Annotated in this window: 11 protein-coding genes; 3 read left to right on the top strand and 8 right to left on the bottom strand. The window is 73.2% G+C overall.

Going from position 1 to position 20159, the window contains the following annotated elements; genetic code table 11:
* The first annotated feature begins 43 nt into the window (after nucleotides 1-43).
* From IF29_RS0113105 to IF29_RS0113115, 3 genes are all read left to right on the top strand, one after another.
* A complete protein-coding gene (locus IF29_RS0113105; protein WP_051725252.1) occupies nucleotides 44-814 on the top strand; it encodes a thioesterase II family protein in 771 nt (256 codons plus the stop codon).
* 58 nt (nucleotides 815-872) lie between these two features.
* Complete coding sequence (locus IF29_RS0113110) at nucleotides 873-1898, top strand: pyridoxal phosphate-dependent aminotransferase (protein WP_030253650.1); 1026 nt, start codon at nucleotides 873-875, stop codon at nucleotides 1896-1898.
* Nucleotides 1899-1983: 85 nt separating this feature from the next.
* Nucleotides 1984-3030 (top strand): hypothetical protein, encoded by a 1047-nt coding sequence (locus tag IF29_RS0113115; protein ID WP_030253652.1) that lies wholly within the window; start codon nucleotides 1984-1986, stop codon nucleotides 3028-3030.
* Between the two features lie 192 nt (nucleotides 3031-3222).
* Here IF29_RS0113115 and IF29_RS0113120 read toward each other — a convergent pair whose 3' ends face one another.
* The 8 genes from IF29_RS0113120 to IF29_RS44820 all read right to left on the bottom strand — a co-directional run bounded on the left by IF29_RS0113120 (nucleotide 3223) and on the right by IF29_RS44820 (nucleotide 20138).
* Complete coding sequence (locus IF29_RS0113120; protein WP_051725253.1) at nucleotides 3223-5328, bottom strand: amino acid adenylation domain-containing protein; 2106 nt, start codon at nucleotides 5326-5328, stop codon at nucleotides 3223-3225.
* A 17-nt stretch (nucleotides 5329-5345) separates the two neighbouring features.
* Nucleotides 5346-5609, bottom strand: a complete 264-nt coding sequence (locus tag IF29_RS0113125) for an acyl carrier protein (RefSeq protein ID WP_030253655.1) — start codon at nucleotides 5607-5609, stop codon at nucleotides 5346-5348.
* An 85-nt stretch (nucleotides 5610-5694) separates the two neighbouring features.
* Complete coding sequence (locus IF29_RS0113130) at nucleotides 5695-6954, bottom strand: cytochrome P450 (RefSeq protein ID WP_037595107.1); 1260 nt, start codon at nucleotides 6952-6954, stop codon at nucleotides 5695-5697.
* Nucleotides 6955-6957: 3 nt separating this feature from the next.
* Nucleotides 6958-7761, bottom strand: a complete 804-nt coding sequence (locus IF29_RS0113135; protein ID WP_084714077.1) for a thioesterase II family protein — start codon at nucleotides 7759-7761, stop codon at nucleotides 6958-6960.
* Nucleotides 7762-7773: 12 nt separating this feature from the next.
* A complete protein-coding gene (locus IF29_RS0113140; RefSeq protein WP_030253661.1) occupies nucleotides 7774-7983 on the bottom strand; it encodes a hypothetical protein in 210 nt (69 codons plus the stop codon).
* A gap of 75 nt (nucleotides 7984-8058) precedes the next feature.
* Entirely contained in the window at nucleotides 8059-9384 is a 1326-nt protein-coding gene (locus tag IF29_RS0113145; protein ID WP_198037437.1) for a cation:proton antiporter domain-containing protein, read from the bottom strand.
* 292 nt (nucleotides 9385-9676) lie between these two features.
* Complete coding sequence (locus IF29_RS0113150) at nucleotides 9677-9892, bottom strand: MbtH family protein (RefSeq protein WP_030253664.1); 216 nt, start codon at nucleotides 9890-9892, stop codon at nucleotides 9677-9679.
* Nucleotides 9893-10025: 133 nt separating this feature from the next.
* Nucleotides 10026-20138: a non-ribosomal peptide synthetase gene (locus IF29_RS44820; RefSeq protein WP_051725255.1), complete on the bottom strand. Its 10113-nt coding sequence runs from the start codon at nucleotides 20136-20138 to the stop codon at nucleotides 10026-10028.
* Between the last annotated feature and the right edge of the window lie 21 nt (nucleotides 20139-20159).

Below are 20159 nucleotides of genomic sequence, written 5' to 3' on the forward strand. Positions count from 1 at the left end.
ACCCCTACTCCGTCCGCCCCGCCCCGCAGAGAGGCAGCGACCTGTGACCGACGCTCCCGTCCCGCAGTGGCTCTTCCCGCTGCGCAAGCAGTCCCCGGACGCCGCCGCACCGCAGGCGCGGCTCCTCGTCCTCCCCTACGCCGCAGCCGGCGCCGCCTCGCTGCGGCCGCTGGTGGCGGCCCTGCCCGCGGAGATCCAGGTACTGGGCGTCTCGCTGCCCGGCCGGGAGCGCCGCTTCTCGGAGCCGCCGGTGACCGGCCACACCGAGATCGTCACCGCCGTCACCCGCGAACTCGCCGCCCTGCCGCCCCTGCCCACCTGGCTGTTCGGCCACAGCATGGGCGCCAGCCTGGCGCTCGCCTGTGCCCTGGCCGCCCCCGAGCTGTGCCACGGCGTCGCGGTCAGCGCCCGCAAACCCACCGGCGTCGCCCTGGAGTCGCTGCGCGGCCTGGACGACGAGCAGATCGTCGGCTTCTTCGGCGCCGTCGGCAACACGGCACCCAAGCTGCTGGCCGACCCGTTCTGGCGGGCCCGGTTGATCGACCTCTTCCGCAGCGACACCCGGCTCGACGAGGAGGTGTCGGCCGCCATCGAGGGAGCCCCGCTGGACCTGCCGGTGCTCGCCCTCGGCGGTGCCGACGACCCGTACGTCCCCGCCGCCGAGCTCTACGAGTGGGAGCGGCGCACCAGCGGCGGCTGCGAGGTGCAGGTACTGCCCGGCGCGCACTTCTACCTGCTCGACCCGGGCAACCGCGTCGCGGTGCAGCAGGCACTGGACGGGGCGCTGCGCCGGACCGCCGTCCCCGTCGGCTGAGCAACCCGAGAACCGCCAGGAAACGAGCCCGGAGACGCTCCGGGGAAGGAGGCAGAACGTGGTCGCAGCCCACCCGTCCGCTGACGGGGAAGCCCTGCTCGACTGGAACGAGAGTCCGATCGGCCCGCCACCGCTGGCCGTCAAGCGGGTCGTCGACGCCGCCGAGCGTCTGCACCGCTACCCCCGGGGTCTGCTGGAGGAGGTCACCGCACTGGCTGCCGCCCACCACGGCGTCAGCACCGACCAGGTGCTGCTGATGGCCGGCGTGGACGAGGCCATCGACATGACCCTCTCGCTGGCCGACCGGGCCTGGGGACTGAAGCCGGGATTCGACGGCTACCCGGACCGGGCGGCCGCCAACGACAAGCCGTTCCACCCGATCCCGCTCGGCCCGGACTGGCAGCCCCGGCCCGGCGTCCCGGCGGGACTCGGCGCCGGCGACATCGTCTACCTGGCCCAGCCCGGCAACCCCACCGGCAACCTGCTCCCCGCCGCCTGGATCGACGGCCTGCGCGCCGTCGCCGGACATGTCTTCGTCGACGAGACCTACCAGGAGTTCTCCGCGCAGCCCGGAATCCTCTCCCGCACCGGCGGCCCGGTGCCCGGGGTCCTGGTCTACCGCAGCTTCTCCAAGGCGGCCGGCCTGGCCGGGATCCGCCTCGGCTGCCTGGTCGCCGACGCCGCCACCATCGCCCGGCTGCGGCCGCTGCGCCGGTTCATGCCGATCGACGCGGTCAGCCTGCACGCGGCGGCCGGCCTGCTGGAGGAACCCGAGTTCATGACCCGGCTGGCCGAGTACGTCCGCGAGGCCCGTGCCGAACTGTGCACCACGCTGCGCGCCAGCGGCCTGTTCGAGGAGGTCCGCGAGTCGGAGACCAACTTCGTGCTGGTCCGCCCCGAGGCGGCCGTGCGCGAGGCACTCGCCACGGTCCTCGCCGAGGACCGGGTCCGGGTCAAGGACTGCGACGGCAACGGGCTGCCCGGCTGGCTCCGGATCAGCATCGGAAGCCGGGAGGACCACCAGCGGCTGGACCGCAGCCTGTGCCGCGTCGCCTGGACCCGCATCCTCCCCAGGGCGGCCTGAGCCCGGGACTCCCCGAATTCTCACCCCCGTACATCCACACCGCATTCACCCCGCACCGAATTCACCCCAGAGAGGCGAACCCATCATGACCATCCTGACCGACGACTTCGAGCGCCGTCTGATCGACAACACCCAGCCGGTCCGTCAGTTCTTCCTGGCCCAGGCCCTGCACCACGCCATGCACGTGGGCCTGTTCGACGCGCTGAAGAAGGAGCCCGGAGCCACCGCGGAGACGCTGGCCGAGCAGCTCGGCCTGGACGCCTACCGCACCGGCGGGTTCCTCCGCTACCTGCGCAACGAGGGCTACGCCGTACTGGAGGAGGGCGGCTGGTCCATCAGCGGCAAGGCGCTGGAGGTGCTCCCCTTCGCCCCCTGGTACGAGATGATGGTCGGCGGCTACGCGCCCTCCATGGACCAGCTCGGCGACATCCTCGCGGACGGCACCCGCTTCGCCACCCGCAACACCACCAAGGTGGGCGAGGGCAGCTGCGGTATCGGCGCCTACGACGCCCTGCCGCTGGTCGAGCAGCTGCTGGACCCGGCCATGGCCAACCGCCCGGAGACCGTGGTGGACCTCGGCTGCGGTGACGGCAGCTTCCTGATGGACCTGCTGGTGGCCCAGCCGGACCTGCGCGGCCTCGGCGTCGAGCCCAACCAGGGCTCGGTCGAGCTCGGCGAGCGCCGCCGGGCCGAACTCGGCCTGGAGGGCCGGTTCGACGTGGTCCAGGGCGGCGCCGCCGACGCGCTGACGCTGGACCTGCCGGAGAACGGCCGGGGCATCTGCTTCATGACCGCCTTCGTGCTCCAGGAGGTGCTGCAGCAGGAGGGCCCGGAGTTCGTCGAGAACCTGCTGGCGCAGACCTTCGAGCGCTACCCCGAGGCCCGCTGGCTGGTCGTCGAGATGGACCACAAGCCGCTCTCGCCGGTGATGGGCAGCCACGGCCTGGCGAAGACCTTCTACAACCCCTACTTCCTGATCCACCACATCACCGAGCAGCGCCTGGAGACGCGCACCTGGTGGGACGAGCTGTTCGAGCGCCTGGGCCTGACCGTCGAGGCCTCCGCCAACCCGGACCCGCGCGCCGACTCCACCGGCCTGCAGTTCGGCGTCCTGCTCTCCAAGAAGTCCTGACCCGGGGTCAGCCCGTCGACCCCGAAGGGGCGGTCCGCTCGCACTGCGAGCCGGCCGCCCCTTCGGCGTTCGAAGACAGAACGGGGGGCAGAGAGAACAGGCTGCAGAGAGAACGGGCGGCAGAGAGAAACGGGAGGGCCCGGTACCGCTGATCGCGGTACCGGGCCCTCCCGTTGGTGGTGCGGCTCAGCGTCAGCGCGCCGGTCGGGCCGAGGCGGCCAGGGCCTTGCGGTCCACCTTCCCGTTGCGGGTGAGCGGGAGCTCGTCCACCACGGTCCACAGCGCCGGCACCATGTAGGAGGGCAGCTGCTGCTCCAGCGCCTGCCGCAGCCCGACCGGTGCGGGTGCGCCGCCGGCCGCCGGGACGACCGCCGCGACCAGGCGCTTGGTGGCGCTGTCGGCACCGATCGCGAAGACCAACGCGTCCTGCACACCCGGCAGTCGGGCGATCACGGCGGCGATCGCGGCCGGCTCGACCCGGTACCCGCGCAGTTTCACCTGGTCGTCGGCCCGGCCCAGGAAGCGCAGCCGGCCGAGGCCGTCGTAGCGGACCAGGTCCCCGGTCCGGTACAGCCGCTCCGCGGTGAGGTCGGTGGAGAAGCAGCCGAAGCGCCGGGCCGTCTCGTCCTCGTCGCCGAGGTACCCGGTGGCCAGGCCGGCACCGGAGGTGTACAGCTCGCCGACGGCCCCGGGGGGCAGCAGCCGTCCCCGGCCGTCGAGGACATGGACCCGGGTGCCGGGGATCGGCGAGCCGATGGGCAGCGGGCCGTCCACGTCCTCCGGGCGGGCCACCGAGTGGGTGGTGGTGAAGGTGGTGTTCTCGGTGGGTCCGTAGCCGTTGGTGACGACCAGTCCGGGGTGGCGCTCCAGCAGCCGGGCCACGTGCTCGTGCGGGACCACGTCGCCGCCGGTCAGCACCTGCCGCAGGCCGTGCAGCGAGTCCGGGGCGAACTCGGCGAGCAGCCGGAAGAGTCCGGCGGTGAACCAGGCGACGGTGACGCCGCGCTCGACCAGGAACTCGCCCAGCTCGGTCGGCGACGGCAGCGGTTCGGTGTAGACCTCCAGGGCCGCGCCGGTCAGCAGCGCGCCCCACAGCTCCAGGGTGGACGCGTCGAAGGCCAGCGGGGAGAGCCGGAGCACCCGCTCGCCGGGCCCCAGCCGGGCGTAGTCCGCGCCGTGCACCAGCCGGACCACACCGAGGTGCGGCACGCAGACACCCTTGGGCTCGCCGGTGGAGCCGGAGGTGAAGGCCACATAGGCCAGTCGTTCGCCGGCCCCGCCCGGCAGCAGCGTGATGGAACCGGGGTCGGGGTCCGACTCATCGTTCCAGGAGGGGTTCCAGACCGGCACCGAGCGGACCCCGGCCGGCGGCGCGGTGCCGTCCTCCGGGCTGTGCAGCACGGCCGCAGGGCGGCACTTGGCGACGATCCGGGCCAGGTGCGCCGGCGGCGAGCCGAGGTCCACGCCGACATAGGCGGCGCCGGCCTGGACCGTGCCCAGCACGGCCACGATCTCGGCGGCCGAACGGGGCAGGCCGATCAGCACCGTGTCGCCGGGAGCGACGCCCGCCTCGACCAGCAGCCGGGCCTGTTTCCCTGCCGCTGCCACAAGTTGGCGGTACGTCAGTTCGACATCACCGTCCCGGACCGCGACCGCGTCCGGGAACCGCCGGGCGGTCCGGTGGAACAGCTCCTCCAGCGAGGCCGTCGGGAAGTCGCGGTCGGTCCCGTTGATCCGCCGGAGCAGCGCGCGCCGCTCCGGCGCGATGCAGCGGACGTCCTCCACCGGGCCGGAGGCCGCCGCCAGTTCGGCGACCGCCGCCAGCAGGTCGGCGCTGAACGCCGCCAGTTCCGCCGGGGTCCACACACCGGCCAGGCAGCCGGTCGAACCCGCCCAGCCGTCCCCCGGCCGGTCCGCACTCCAGTCGGCGCGCAGCACGACTTCCACGCCCTCGCCGAGTACGGCGTCCGGGCCGAAGCCCGCCTGGACCGGCCCGGACACCGCCGTGCTCCCGTGCAGCTGCTGCTCCACGGCCCTGATCAGCTCGTCCGTGCTCGACCCGTCGTCAACCTCGACCACCGCCGTCCGGTCCGCGCAGCGGACCGGCACGACAGCCGTGCCGGTCCAGCGGGCCAGCGTCAGCGCGTACGCCGCCAGCAGCAGGGCGTCCGGACCGGTGCCGAGCTTGGCGCAGCGGGTCAGGACCTCCGACCGCAGCCGCGGGTCCGGGGCCGGCAACGCCCGCAGGGCCGGGCCTCCCGAGGAGGTCCGGCCCTGAAGGTCGCTGGGGAAGTCCATACGGTCTTCCTCCTCGCTCATCGCGCCACCACGTCCCCTCCGGCGAGCAGCTCGGCCTGGCCCCGCACCGTGCCGGCGCGCAGTACGTCCATGGTGCGCACCGGCTGCCCGAAGGCCTGCCGGATCCGCTCCACCAGGGCCACCAGCAGCAGCGAGTCGCCGCCGGCGTCGAAGAAGTTGGTGTCCTCGGGGACCTCGTCCACCTCGAGGACCTCCTGCCACAGCGCGCGGACCAGGGTGATCCGGTCGGCGTCGTGGGCGGTGAGTACGGGCTGGGTCATGGTCGAACCTCCTGGTTGTGGCGCACTGGTTGGAGCGGGTGTCTGGCACGGGTGTCTGGCACGGGTGTCCGGCGCGGACCGACGCCTACCGACGGTGGCGTGCGGTGATCGGGACGTGCTTGTAGCCGGAGGCGAAGTTGGAGATCAGTCGCTCGGGCCGGCCGGCCGCGCTGAAGTCCTGGTAGCGGGAGAGGAGTTCCTCGAAGAGCAGGCCCAGCGACGCGCGGGCGACGCTGTGTCCGACGCAGTAGTGCGGGCCGATGCCGAAGGACAGGTGCTTGTTGGGACGGCGGCGGATGTCGAAGCGCTCCGGATCCGCGAAGACCCGCTCGTCGCGGTTGACCGCGCCGAGCCAGACCACCACGGCGTCGCCGGCCGCGACCGGGGTGCCGTGCAGCACCGTGTCCCGGGTGGCGTAGCGCATCACGTGGTTGACCGGCGAGGCCCAGCGCAGCGCCTCGGCGTAGCCGGACTCGTTCAGTTCCGGGTGCGCCGCCCAGTCGGTCAGCACGTCGCTGTCCACGAACTCGGCCATCACGAAGGTGGGGGCGTGCGGGGTGGTGACATTGGCTCCGAGCAGCAGGCTGTAGCAGTTGGAGACGACCTCGCCCGGCGACATCAGCCGGCCCTCGAACCGGGTCGACATCAACGCGCTGAGCAGGTCCTGGCCGAGGTTCTCGGAGCGGTGCCGGATCAGGTCCTGGAAGTAGCCGAACAGCTCCAGGTGCGCGGTGCTGAGGGTGGCGGCCCGGCCGCCCGGCTCCTGGAACTCCGGGTCGTCGGCGGCGATGCACATGGTGGTGACCCGGGTCAGCCACTCCCAGTCGGTGCGGGGCAGGGCCATCATCGTGCCGGTGACCCACATCGGCATCGCCATCATCGCGGTGGCGAAGTCGAAGACCCCGCCGTCGCCCAGCGGTTCCAGCAGCTCGACCACCAGCGAACGGATCTGCTCGCGCTGCCGCCCCACCGCCTTGCTGGTGAGGGCGCGCTTCAGCCGGGCCTGCCGGGCGGTGTGCAGCGGCGGGTCGGTGACGGCCAGCTGCTGGCCGCCGGCCGGGTCGTCGGTGCCGAGCAGGTCGAGCAGGGTGCCGCGCTCGGAGGTGTAGGTGTCGGTGTCCCGCAGCACCTCGTCGGCCTCGCGGTAGTGGACCACGGACCAGAAGCCGCGGTCCGCGTCCACCTGCTGCCAGTGCAGGTGGTCCAGGGCCCGCAGTTCGCGCCAGAGTCGCGGGGCGTCCCCGTGGCTGTAGAGGCGTGGATCCACCAGGTCGGGCCCGGCCGGACGGAAGGGGCAGCCGGAGGCGGGCCCTCCGGTCACGCTCGGCACCTCGGTCACGGTCATGGGTCAGCGGCTCCTTTCGAGCTCGTCGACGACGGTCCGCAGCAGGGCCTCGGCGTGTTCCGTCTCGGTGAGGTACATGTGTCCGCCGTCCAGCTCGACGCTGCGGAAGCCGGCGGTGGTCTCGACGGACCATTCGGCCGCCTCCGCCGCGCTGACCAGCGCGTCGTCCCGGCCGCGCAGCGAGGTGACGGGTACGTCGAGCAGCTCGGCGTGGGCCGAGCGGTAGTCCTCGTGCATGGCGTTGTCGGCGCGCAGGAACGGCATCATCACCTGGAGCAGTTCCGGGTGGTCCATGGCCGGGTGGCGGTAGCCGGCCACCCGGCGCAGGCCCTCCAGGAAGGCCTCGTCGTCCAGGTGGCTGACCCGCTCCACCTGCCGGTCGCGCGGTCCGGGTGAGCCGCTGACCAGCAGCCGGGACACCGTGGTGCCCCGGGCGGCCAGGCGCCGGGTCAGCTCGAAGGCCAGCTCGGCGCCCAGGCTGTGGCCGAACAGGGCGACCCGCTCGGCGGCTTCGCCCAGTGCGGCCAGCTGGTCGAGGACCCGCGGGAGGGCCTCGTCCATGGCCTGGTCGACATCGGTGTACGGGGTCTCGAAGTAGCGCTCCTCGCGGCCCGGGAGCTGGACCGGCAGCAGGGTGAGCCCCTCCGGGGCCAGCGAGCGCCACTTGCGGAAGAACCCGGCGCCGGCCCCGGCGAAGGGCAGGCAGATCAGTACGGTGGGAGCGGTTGTCGCGGGGACGGGGACGGTTGTCGCGGTGACGGTGGTCGTGGTGGGAGCAGGGGTCGTGGCGGGGACGGTGGTGGTCATCGGATCTTCCTCTCAGGCCGCACTGCCGTGGCCGACCGCGAGCGCGTCGGTGCTCCAGCGCTCCAGCACCTGCTGCGGGTCGCCGGTGCTCAGCTCCTGCAGCAGCGCGTCGACCCGGTCGGTCCCGCGCACGCTGTTGACGGTGCGGCAGCGGTAGGTGATCAGCACGACGCTCTCGTCGATCCGGGAGTAGCCGTAGTACGGGGGCGTGAACCTGTCCATGGCGATGTGCCTCTCTCTCCTGGTCGGACGGGCTGGTCGTAAGGGCTGGTCGTAAGGGCTGGTCGGACGGGCTGGTCAGACTGGCTGGATCTCCCGGGACGGCTGGACCACGGGTCGGACCGGGTCCGGCACCGGGACGGGAGCGGTGAGCTTGAAGCGCCGCAGCAGCGGGCCCGCCTGCGCGGTGGTCAGCAGCGCCACCAGCACCATGACGGTGAACAGTTCGGCGGAGATCAGGCCGAGCTGGCGGCCGATCCCGAGGACCACGATCTCGGTCAGGCCCCGGGTGTTCATCAGCGTGCCGAAGGCCAGCGCGTCGCGTCCGCCCAGTCCGCTCAGCCGGGCCGGCACCGCGGCGCCGAGGTACTTGCCGACGGTGGCCACCGCGAGCGCCCCGACCAGGAGCAGCAGACCGGACAGGCCCAGCTTGCGGACGTCCACGGAGAGGCCGGTGAGCACGAAGTAGACCGGCAGCAGCAGCGCCGCGGCCCGGTCCAGCGGAATCCCCACCCGCTGCGTCAGCTCGTCGCCGAGCCCGCGCTCGGCCCCGGTCCTGCGCGGCATCAGCAGGCCGAAGGCGAAGGCGCCGAAGATCGGGTGGATCCCGATCCAGGAGGTGACGAAGGCGGAGACCAGCAGGCCGCTGAGGATCACGGCGGTCAGCGCGCTGTCGCTGCCGCGCTCGTTCAGCCGGGCCAGCGCACGCCGCAGCAGCGGGCGGACGACCAGCAGCAGCACCGCGGCGAAGCCGGCGGTCAGGCCCAGGACCTGGACGAAGCCGGCCGTCCCGTTGGACTTCGCGAGCGCGGTGACCAGCACCAGCACGCACCAGGCCACCACGTCGCAGAGGGCGGCGCAGGTCATCGCCATGCCGCCGATCCTGGTCCGGGTCAGTCCCTGGTCGCGCAGGATGCGGGCCAGCACCGGGAACGCGGTGATGGAGAACGCGGTGGCGAGGAAGAGCACGAAGGCCGCCGGGCGGACCCCGGGTCCGGCCTGCTGATGCCGGATCAGGACGGCGAAGCCGCCGCCGAGGGCGAACGGAACGGCCATGGCCAGCACCGCCAGCGCACCTATGTTGCGGGTGTTGCTGCGCAGTTGGCGCGAGTCCAGTTCCCAGCCGCAGAGGAACATCAGCAGTGCCAGGCCGAGGTTGGCGACGGCCGACAGCGGCAGCCGCGCGTCGGCGGGGAAGAGCCGGTCGGGCAGGTCGCCGGGGAGCATCCCCAGCAGGCTCGGGCCGAGCAGCAGTCCGGCGGCGATCTCGGCGATCACCGGCGGCTGGTGCAGCCGCCGGAGCAGTCGGGTCAGCACGGCGCAGACGGCGATGACGATGGCGATGTCGGCGAGGACCACTGCCTCCACCGGGATCGGAGCTGTAGGTACCACTGCGTCCTCCACGGAGCGAAGCCGCACGCCGGCGGCCGGGAGCGGATGGGGGTGCGGGGGTGCGGGTGCGAAGGTGCGGGGAACTTCGGGAACACCAGCGAGTGTGGCGATCGGGGCACCACCGGCTGAAGGAAAGCGAGCGGCAACTGTGCGGTTGCCGCTGTGCCGGTCCACCGCCGTACCGGCACCCGTCGGCACCCGACGGCACCCGTGAACGCAGATGTGCCGCCCGGCTCCTGGGACCAGGAACCGGGCGGCACGGTGGGTGGGACAGTGGGTGGGACGGGACAGCGGGCGGGACGGGTCAGGCGGCCGCGGCGCTCGCCGCTATCAGGCTCTTCGGCCGCATGTCGGTCCAGGCCTCCTCGATGTGGTTGAGGCAGGTCTCCCGGTCCTCCGGACCGCGGACCACGGTCCAGCCGGCCGGGACGGCGGCGAAGCTGGGCCACAGCGAGTACTGTCCTTCGTCGTTGACCAGGGCGAGGTAGGACTGGTCCTGGTTCTCGAACGGGTTGGCCATGACGGACTCCTTCTGCTTGTTCTGCTGGATCTGACGGATGTTCAGGGCTTGGTGCCTTCGGTGTTCCGGTCGGGTTCCGCCGTGCGGTGGTGCGCCTTGCCGTGGTGGCGGGCGGGCGCTGCGGGGGTGGTGGTCAGACACGGAGCAGCTCCTCGAACTCGTCCAGTTCCTCGGCGCTGAGCTCGACCAGGGACTCCGGCTCCGGCTCCGCCGCCCGTTCCTGCGGCTGCACGGTCACGTCCGCCTCGGTGGCGACCTGCGCGATGCCGGCCGGGGTCTTCGCGGTGAACACGTCGCGCGGTGCGAAGACCAGTCCCGCCTTGCGTGCCCGGGCCACGAGTTGGATGGAGGTGATGGAGTCGCCGCCGAGTTCGAAGAAGTTGTCGTCGATCCCGAGGGCGCCGAGGCCGAGGAGGTCGGCGATCAGGGTGCAGAGCAGTTCCTCCCGCTCGGTGCGCGGGGCCCGGCTGTCGGCGCTGCCGGTGAACTCGGGTGCGGGCAGTGCCTTGCGGTCGAGCTTGCCGGTGATGGTGACCGGAAGGGCGTCCAGGGCGACGAAGGCGGCCGGGACCATGTACTCGGGAAGCGTCCCGCCGAGGTGCTCGCGCAGCCGCTCCGGGTCGGGCGTACTGCCGGGGACCGGGACCAGGTAGGCGACCAGTCGCTTGATGCCGGGCTGGTCCTCCCGGACCACCACGGTGGCCTGGTCGACGTCGGGGTGGTCGCGCAGGGTGGTCTCGATCTCGCCGAGTTCGATCCGGAAGCCGCGGATCTTGACCTGCTCGTCGGCCCGGCCGGCGAACTCGAGCTGTCCGTCGTCGGTCCAGCGGGCGAGGTCGCCGGTGCGGTACATCCGCGAGCCGGGTGTGCCGAACGGTGAGGCGACGAAGCGTTCCGCGGTCAGCCGGGGCTGGTTGACGTAGCCGCGGGCCAGGCCGTCGCCGCCGATGTAGAGCTCGCCGGTGGTGCCGGGCGGGACCGGGCGCAGGGCCTGGTCGAGCACGTACACCTGGGTGTTGACGATCGGTCGGCCGATGACCGGGGCGTCCCCGGGGCGGAGGTCCGGGGACACCGTGGCCCAGATCGTGGTCTCGGTGGGGCCGTAGGCGTTGAACATGCTCCGGCCTGCGGACCAGCGGTCCAGCAGCGGTCGGGTCAGCGCCTCCCCGGCGACCACCAGGGTGGTCAGGGTCGGCACGGCCTCGGGGTCGAGGGCGGCCAGGACCGAGGGGATGAGCGTGGCGTGGGTGACGCCGTGCTCGGCGATGAGCTCGACCAGCTGCTCGCCGGGGAGCCGGGACTCGCCCGGTGCCAGTACCAGGCGCGCTCCGGTCAGCAGGGCCATCGCGCACTCGAAGACGATGGCGTCGAAGCCGGGGGAGGAGAACTGCAGGACGGTGCTGTCGGGGGTGACGTTCAGCTGGGTGGTCTGCGCGTGGCTGAGGGCGGCGAGCCCCTGGTGGGTGACGGCGACTCCCTTCGGGGTTCCGGTCGAGCCGGAGGTGTAGATGACGTAGGCGGTGTGCTGCCGGCGGGTGTCGGGGGCGGGGTTGCCCGCGGGCTCGTGGCCCAGGGCGTTCTGGACCTCGGGGTCGTCCAGGTGGAGGGTCCGCCGGTGGGCGAGCCCGGTCTGTGCAGGTCCCGTCTGTGCAGGTCCCGTCTGTGCGAGCCCGGTCTGTGCGGTGGTGACCAGGAGACCGGGTCGGGCGTCGGCCAGGATGTGGTTGATCCGGTCGGCGGGGTAGGCGAGGTCGATCGGGATGAAGGCGGCACCGGTCTTGGTGACGGCGAGGACGGTGGTGATCCAGTCGGTGCCGCGGGGCAGGGCCAGTGCGACCCGGTCGTCGGGGCCGATGCCGTGGGCGTCAGCCAGGTGGTGCGCCAGGCGGTTGGCGCGTTCGTTGAGCTCGGTGTAGCTGAGCTGGGTGCCGTCGCAGATCAGCGCGGTGGCACCGCCGTCGCGGGCGACCTGGCGCTCGAAGAGCTGCGCCATGGTGGCCGGCTCCAGCGGCACCGGCGCCCCGTTCCACTCCCGCAGCACCAGCTCCCGCTGAGCGGGCGTCAGCAGCTCGATCTCGCCGACCCGCCGGTCCAGCCCGGTCGCCAGCGCCGTCAGCAGCTGCTCCAGCTGCTCCGCTAGCCGGCTGACGGCCTCCTCGCGGTAGAGGTCCGACCGGTAGCCGAGCTCCAGCCGCCAGCCGGCCTCGCCGGGGTGCACCGACAGGCTCAGCGGATAGTGGATGACCGGCGGCTGCTCGTCCTCCTCGTAGCCGCGGACCTGCAGCTCCTCCGACTGCAGGGTCGCGTTGTCCCAGTCCAGGTTCTGGAACACCACCGCGGTGTCGAAGAGTTCGGCGTGCCCGGTGCGGCGCAGCAGGGCCGGCAGGCTGGTGTGGTGGTGCGGGGTGAGCGCGGCCTGCTGGTCCTGCACGTCGCCGAGGACGGCGGCGAGGGTCCGGGCCGGGTCCAGGGTGACCCGGACCGGGATGGTGTTGATCAGCAGCCCGACCAGGTCCTCGATGCCGGGGATCTCCGGCGGGCGGCCGGAGACGGTCGCGCCGAAGACCACGTCCTGACGGCCGGTCAGTGTGGACAGCAGCAGCGCCCAGGCGCCCTGGACCAGGGTGTTGGTGGTCAGCCCGCGGGAGCGGGCAGCGACCGACAGCGCGGTGGCGGTCGGAGCGTCCAGCTCGGCGGTGACCCGGGCCGGCGGCCTGGTCAGCGTGGTGCCGGCGCCGGGGGCGACCAGGGTCGGCTCCTCCAGCCCGGCCATCGCCTCGCCCCAGGCGGCCAGGCCGGCCTCCTGGTCCTGCGCCGTGAGCCAGCTCAGATAGGTGCGGAAGGGCACCGGCTGCGGCAGCGACCCGGCGTCCCCGCCGGAGCGGTAGATCCGCAGCGCCTCGTCGAAGGCCCGGGTCATCGACCAGCCGTCCCAGACGATGTGGTGGCTGGTGACCACCAGGACGTGCTGGTCGGGGCCGAGCCGCAGCAGGGCGATGCGGATCAGCGGCGGCGCGGCGGGGTCGAAGCGCACCGAGCGGTCGGCGGTGAGCAGTTCGGCGGTGCGGGCCCGCTGCCGCTCGGGGGTGAGCCCGCTGAGGTCGTGCTCGGTCCAGGGCAGCGGGGTGTGCCGGGGGATGATCTGCACCGGGTCGCCGCCGGTCCGCAGGGTGAAGCCGGCCCGCAGCGCGGGGTGGCGGTCCAGCAGGGCCTCGAAGGCGGCCCGCAGCCGGCCCGGGTCCAGCTCGCCCTCCAGCCGCAGCGGCATCTGCATGGCGTACGGGTCGGTGCCGTCGCTGTCGTACAGCGCGTGGAAGAGCAGTCCCTCCTGCAGCGGGGTGACCGGCCAGACCTCGTCCACCCGGCTGTAGCCGGCGGTGAGTTCGGCGAACTCGGCCTCGTCCAGCTCCAGCAGCGGGCCGTCGGCCGGGGTGAACTCGACCGTCTGGTCCAGGTCGACCGCCAGCTCGGCCAGGGCCGCGACGGTCTTGCCGGCGAAGACGTCGCGCGGGGCGAAGACCACGCCGGCCCGGCGTCCTCTGGTGGCCAGCTGGATGGAGGTGATGGAGTCCCCGCCGAGCTCGAAGAAGCTGTCGTCGATGCCGACCCGGTCGAGCCCCAGCACCTCGGCGTAGAGCGCGCAGAGCAGCGTCTCGCGGGCGTTGCGGGGGGCACGGCTGTCGGTGGCGCCGGTGAACTGCGGTGCGGGCAGTGCCTTGCGGTCGAGCTTGCCGGTGGCACCGACCGGCATGGCCGCCAGCACCACGAAGGCGGCCGGGATCATGAAGTCGGGCAGGGTCGCCGCGAGGTGCCGGCGCAGGCTGTCGGTGTCCGGACTGTCGGTGTCGGGGCTGTCGGCGTCCGGGCCCGCGCCGTCCCGGGCGTGGCCGGACAGGACCACATAGGCGGCCAGCCGCTTGACGCCGGGGTGGTCCTCGCGGGCCACCACCGCGGCCTCCTCCACCTGCGGGTGCCGCCGCAGCGCCGTCTCGATCTCGCCGAGCTCGATCCGGAAGCCGCGGATCTTGACCTGCTCGTCCGCCCGGCCCAGGAACTCGAGCTCGCCGTCCGGGGTCCAGCGCACCAGGTCACCGGTGCGGTACATGCGCTCGCCCGTCGCGCTGAACGGGGAGGCGACGAAGCGCTCCGCGGTCAGCGCCGACCGGTTGACGTAGCCGCGGCTCAGCCCGGCGCCGGCGATGTACAGCTCGCCGGGTGCCCCCGGCGGGACCGGGCGCAGCGACGGGTCCAGCACGTAGCACTGGGCGTTCTCGACCGGTCGTCCGATCCTGCTGGTCACGTCGCCGGCGATGCGGCTGTAGGTGGAGTCCACGGTGCACTCGGTGGGCCCGTAGAAGTTGTAGGCCGGGACGGGGCCGGTGCCGAGCTCGGTCCACAGCCCCGGGTCGACCAGTTCGCCGCCGAGCGAGATCAGCCGCGGCCGGTAGCCGGGGACCTCCATCAGGCCGGCCGCCAGCAGCTGGGTGGCGTGCATCGGAGTGACGCTCAGTGAGTCGATGCCGTGCCGGGCCGCGTAGGCGATCAGCCCCTGCGCGTCGCGGCGCAGGTCCTCCTCGATCAGGTGCAGCTCGTGCCCGGCGACCATGCGCAGCAGGTCGGCCCAGGCGGCGTCGAAGCCGAAGCCCGACACCAGCGCGACCTTGAGCCTGCGGACACCAGCCTCGGCGGCGGTCGGCAGCATGTAGCCGTTGTTCTGCGCGTGGAACATGTTGACGATGTTGCGGTGGGTCACCGCCACGCCCTTGGGACGGCCGGTGGACCCGGAGGTGTGAATCACATAGGCGAGGTGGGCGGGGAGCAGCGGCCGCAACCGGTCGCCGTCGTCGGGGTCCTGGGCTTCGGGGTCCTGTGCCGCGTCTTCAGCCACGCTGACGTCCTCGATCCGCAGCACCGTCCACGCGCCGGACCCGTCCGGCACCTGGGCCTCGGTGGCGGCGTCGGTGACCACCACCACCGGCCGGACGTCGGCCAGCAGCCCGCTGATGCGCTCCCGGGGCCAGCTCAGCTCGGTCGGCAGGTAGGTGCAGCCGGCCTTGAGGATGCCGAGGACGGCGACCACCGCGTCCGCGGACCGCGGCAGCATCACCGCGACCAGGTCGTCGGTGCCGGCGCCCCGGGCGATCAGCCGGTGGGCCAGCCGGTTGGCCTCGCGGTTCAGTTCGGCGTAGCTGAGCGAGCGGCCGCCGACCACCAGCGCGGTCTCCTCGGGGGTGGCCCTGACCTGGTCCTCGAAGAGCCGCGGCAGGGTGGAGTCGGGGCTCTGGCCCGCGGTCGCGCTCCAGGCCTCCAGCCGCGCCTGCTCCTCCTCGGACAGCAGCGACACCCGCCCGACCAGCTGGTCCGGGTCGTCGGCGAAGGCCAGCAGCACCCGCTTGAGGCGCTCGGCCAGCCGCAGCGCGGCGTCGGCGTCGAACAGGTCGGGCCGGTAGCTGACCTCCACCCGCAGCTCGGGGCCGGGGAAGACGTCCAGGCTGAGCGGGAAGTGGGTGAAGCCGCCGCCTGCCTGTTCGCCTGCCTGCCCGCCAGAATGCTCGCCCGCCTGCTCCAGCGGCCGCAGGCTCAGCGTGGCGGTGCGCAGGGTGTCGTCGTCCCAGGGCGCGTTCTGGAAGACGATCGAGGTGTCGAAGAGTTCGGTGTGGCCGGTGCGGCGCAGGATCGCGGGCAGCCCGGTGTGGTGGTGCGGGGTGAGCGCGGCCTGCTGGTCCTGGACCGCGGTGAGCAGGTCGGTCAGGGTCTGCGCGGGGTCCAGTGCGACCCGGACCGGGACGGTGTTGATGAGCAGGCCGACCAGGTCCTCGACGCCGGGGATCTCCGGCGGGCGCCCCGACACGGTGGCCCCGAAGACGACGTCCTGCTGGCCGGTGAGCGAGGCGAGCAGCAGCGCCCAACCGCCCTGCACCAGGGTGTTCCCGGTCAGCCCCCGGGACCGTGCCGCGGCTGACAGCCGCTCGGTGCCCTCCCGGTCCAGCGAGGTCACCACCCGGACCGGCAGCACCGGCAGCTCGGAGGAGGCGCCGGGCGCCGCCAGCGTCGGCTCGTCCAGGCCGGCCAGGTGGTCGGCCCATGCGTCGAGCGCGGCGTCGGCGTCCTGGCTGCTGAGCCAGTCCAGGTAGCGGCGGTAGGGGACCGGTTCGGGAAGCGCCCCGGGCGCGCCGTCGGCCTCGTAGTGGGCCAGCACGTCGCCGATCGCGCGGGTCATCGACCAGCCGTCCCAGACGATGTGGTGACCGGTGATCAGCAGCACGTGCTGCCGCGGCGCCAGCCGGACCAGGGTCACCCGGACCAGCGGGGGCCGGGCGACGTCGAAGCGGGTGGCCCGGTCGGCGGCCAGGAGTTCACGGATCCGCGCCTGCCGCAGGTCGTCGTCCAGGTCGGAGAGGTCGTGCTCGGCCCAGGGGATCGGCACGCTGCCGGCGATGATCTGGACCGGTTCGCCGCCGCTGCGGACGGTGAAGCCGGCCCGCAGCGCGGCATGCCGGTCCAGCAGGCTCTGGAAGGCGGCGCGCAGCCGGCCCGCCTCCAGCTCGCCCTCGACCAGCAGCGGGATCTGCCCGACGTAGACGTCGCCGGGTCCGGTTCCGTCGTCGGCGCCCTCGTAGAGGGCGTGGAACAGCAGTCCGTGCTGCAGCGGGGCCAGCGGCAGGATCTCCTCCACCGGGCCGTGGCCGGCGGTGAGTTCGGCGTACTCGTGGTCGTCCAGCGGCACCAGCGGTCCGCTCGGGGCGGGGGCCTCGGCAGCCGGCTCGGCGTCGGTCGCCCGCTCGGCGAGCCGGGCCACGGTCTTGCACTCGAAGACGTCGCGCGGGGCGAGGGACAGCCCGGCGTCATTGGCCCGTGCCGCGAGCTGGATCGAGCTGATGGAGTCGCCGCCCAGTTCGAAGAAGCTGTCGTCGATGCCGACCCGGTCCACCCCGAGCAGGTCGCCGACCAGCGAGCAGAGCAGCCGCTCGCGGTCGTCGCGCGGGGCCCGGCCGTCGGCGCTGCCGCTGAACTCCGGTGCGGGCAGGGCCTTGCGGTCCAGCTTGCCGGTGACGGTGGCCGGGAAGGCGTCCAGCAGGACGAAGGCCGCCGGGACCATGTAGTGCGGCAGGGTTGCGGCCAGGTGCTCGCGCAGCGCGTCCGCCTGCGGGGCCTCACCGTTCGGGACGAGGTAGGCCACCAGGCGCTTGGTCCCGGGCTGGTCCTCGCGGACCAGCACGACGGCCTGGCCCACCTGCGGGTGGCTGCTGAGGGTGGCCTCGATCTCGCCGAGCTCGATCCGGAAGCCGTGCAGCTTCACCTGGTGGTCGGCGCGGCCGACGAACTCCAGTTGTCCGTCCGCGGTCCAGCGGACCAGGTCCCCGCTGCGGTACATGCGCTCCCCGGGGGCGCCGAACGGGCAGGCCGCGAAGGCGGCCAGGGTCAGCCCGGGATCGTTGACGTAGCCGCGGGTGACGCCGGGCCCGGCGATGTAGAGCTCCCCGGTGAAGCCGGGCGGGACCGGGCGCAGGAACGGGTCCAGGACGTAGAGGCGGGCCCCGGCGATGGGCCGGCCGATCACCGGCAGGTCCCCGGCGTTCAGCGGCTCGGAGGCGGTGATGATGACCGTGGTCTCGGTGGGCCCGTACACGTTGTGGAAGCGGCGGCCGGGCGCCCAGCGCTCCAGCAGCGCCGGCGGCAGCGCCTCGGCGCCGACCGCCAGCGTGGTCAGTGTCGGCACGGCGGCCGGGTCGATCGCGGCCAGCAGCGACGGGACGATGAACATGTGCGAGACCCGGTGCCGGGCGATGAGTTCGACCAGCTGCTCGCCGGGCAGCCGGGACTCGCCGGGGGCGAGCACCAGCCGCGCACCGGACAGCAGCGACATGCCCAGTTCCATGACGATGGCGTCGAAGCTCGGGGAGGAGAACTGCAGCACCGCGCTGTCGGCGGTGATCCGCAGCCGGGTCGCCAGGCTGTGGGTCAGGCCGGCCAGGCCGAGGTGGGTGACGTCGACGCCCTTGGGGACGCCGGTGGAGCCGGAGGTGTAGATCAGGTAGGCGCTCTGCGCGGGGTCGATCCCCGGCACCGGGTCGGTCGTCGGCCGGTGGCCCAGCGCCTCCCGGAGGACCGGGTCGTCCAGGTGCAGCACCTGCGGGACGGCGGTTCCGTGCGCCAGCGGGGTCCGGCCGGTGGTGATCAGGGCCGCGGGCCGGGCGTCGGCGAGGATCAGCTCGATGCGGTCGAGCGGGAAGGCCAGATCGACCGGGACGAAGGTGGCGCCGGTCTTGGTGACGGCGAGCACGGCGGTGACCCAGTCGGTGCCGCGCGGCAGCCCCACCGCCACCCGGGTGCCCGGACCGACGCCGTGTTCGGCGGCCAGATGGTGGGCCAGGCGGTTGGCCGCCTCGTTGAGCTCGTTGTAGCTGATCTCGGTGGACTCGCTGAGCAGCGCGACGGCGTCGCCGCTGCGGGCGACCTGCGCCTCGAACAGCTGGGCCAGGGTGGCCGGGGCCGGCGGCTCCTCGGTGGTGTTCCACTCCCGCAGCACCCGGTCCAGCTGCGGCGCCGAGAGCAGCGGGACCTGGGCCACCATCCGCTCCGGCTCCACGGCCAGGACCGTCATCAGCTGCTTCAGGCAGTCCACCAGCCCCTGCACGAACCCGGCCTCGAAGACGTCCTGACGGTAGCTCAGCTCGATCCGCAGCTCAGGGCCGGGGAAGACGACCAGGGTGAGCGGGAAGTGGCCGAAACCGCGGCTCTCCTGGGCCTCCTCCGGCAGCAGGTCGAGCTGCTCGCCGCGGAGGAAGCCGGCCTCCCACAGCCCGCCCGAGGCGGCGTCGGCCGCGAAGTTCTCGAAGCCGGTGTGGGTGTCGAACAGCTCGTCGAAGCCGGACTGCCGCTGGATCGCAGCCAGGCTCAGGTGGTGGTGCGGCGTCAGCGCGGCCTGCTGCTCCTGGATCCCGGCCAGCAGCGCGCCCACCGGCTGCGTCGGATTCAGCGAGACCCGGACCGGGACGGTGTTGATCAGCAGTCCGACCACCTGCTCCACCCCTGGCAGCTCCGGTGGGCGGCCGGAGACGGTGGCGCCGAAGACCACGTCCTGGCGTCGAGTGAGGGTGCCGAGCAGCATCGCCCAGGCGCCCTGGAGCAGGGTGTTCATGGTCAGGCCCTGGGCCCGGACCGAGGCGGTGACCCGCGCCGTGGTCTCCTCGTCCAGGGAGCCCACCACCCGGGCCGGCAGCGCGGACAGCGTGGACCCGGCGCCGGGGGCGACCAGGGTCGGCTCCTCCAGCCCGGCCAGCGCCTCGCCCCAGGCGGCCAGGCTCGCCTCCCGGTCCTGCGCCGCCAGCCAGCTCAGATAGGTGCGGAACGGCACCACCTCCGGCAGCGGCACCGTGGCGTCGCCGTCACCATCCCTGTCGGCATCCCCGTCGCCATCCCCGTCCGCCGCGTAGAGGCGGGACACCTCGTCCAGGGCACGGGCCATCGACCAGCCGTCCCAGATGATGTGATGGCTGGTCAGCACCAGCAGATGCTGGTCGGAGGCCACCCGCAGCAGCAGCGCCCGCAGCAGCGGCGGACGGGCCGGGTCGAAGCGCTCCAGACGGTCCACCCGCAGCAGCTCGGCGATCCGCTCCCGGCGCGGCTGCTCCGCCAGGCCGCTCAGGTCCTGCTCCTGCCAGGGCAGTTCCACCGAAGCCCGGATCACCTGGACCGGCTGGCCGGACCGGCGCATCACGAAGCCGGCGCGCAGCCCGGCGTGCCGCTGCAGCAGGGCCTCGAACGCCGCCCGGAGCCGTCCGGAGTCGACCGCGCCCGACAGCACCAGCGGCGCCTGCACCAGGTAGGGGTCGGCCTGCCGCTCGTCGTAGACGGAGTGGAAGAGCAGGCCCTCCTGCAACGGGGTGACCGGCCAGACGTCCTCCACCGGGCCGTGACCGGCGGTGAGTTCGGCGTACTCGGCCTCGTCCAGCCGTACCAGCGGACCGTCCGCGGCGACGAAGGCGTCCTCCGCGACCACGTCCTGTGCCGCCTCGGCCAGCGCGGCCGGGGTCTCGCCCTCGAAGACGTGCCGGTACTCCAGGGCGAGGCCGGCCGCGTGGGCCTTGGCCACCAGTTCGATCGAGGTGATCGAGTCGCCGCCCAGCTCGAAGAAGCTGGAGTCGGCGTCGATCTCGGTGACGTCGAGTTCGAGGACCGCTGCGAACAGCTCACGCAGCAGAGCCTCGCGTGCGGTCCGGTCCTGCTGGGTGGGCGCGTTCATGTCGTCGGTCCCTTTCCTGAT

The organism is Streptacidiphilus jeojiense, from assembly GCF_000719095.1.
Classification (GTDB): Bacteria; Actinomycetota; Actinomycetes; order Streptomycetales; family Streptomycetaceae; genus Streptacidiphilus; species Streptacidiphilus jeojiensis.

Bases quoted from the DNA above. Each gene is read 5' to 3' on its own strand.
- IF29_RS0113115 (WP_030253652.1), top strand. From the start codon at position 1,984: ATGACCATCCTGACCGACGACTTCGAGCGCCGTCTGATCGACAACACC.
- IF29_RS0113120 (WP_051725253.1), bottom strand. From the start codon at position 5,328: ATGGACTTCCCCAGCGACCTTCAGGGCCGGACCTCCTCGGGAGGCCCG.
- IF29_RS0113125 (WP_030253655.1), bottom strand. From the start codon at position 5,609: ATGACCCAGCCCGTACTCACCGCCCACGACGCCGACCGGATCACCCTG.
- IF29_RS0113130 (WP_037595107.1), bottom strand. From the start codon at position 6,954: ATGACCGTGACCGAGGTGCCGAGCGTGACCGGAGGGCCCGCCTCCGGC.
- IF29_RS0113135 (WP_084714077.1), bottom strand. From the start codon at position 7,761: ATGACCACCACCGTCCCCGCCACGACCCCTGCTCCCACCACGACCACC.
- IF29_RS0113140 (WP_030253661.1), bottom strand. From the start codon at position 7,983: ATGGACAGGTTCACGCCCCCGTACTACGGCTACTCCCGGATCGACGAG.
- IF29_RS0113150 (WP_030253664.1), bottom strand. From the start codon at position 9,892: ATGGCCAACCCGTTCGAGAACCAGGACCAGTCCTACCTCGCCCTGGTC.
- IF29_RS44820 (WP_051725255.1), bottom strand. From the start codon at position 20,138: ATGAACGCGCCCACCCAGCAGGACCGGACCGCACGCGAGGCTCTGCTG.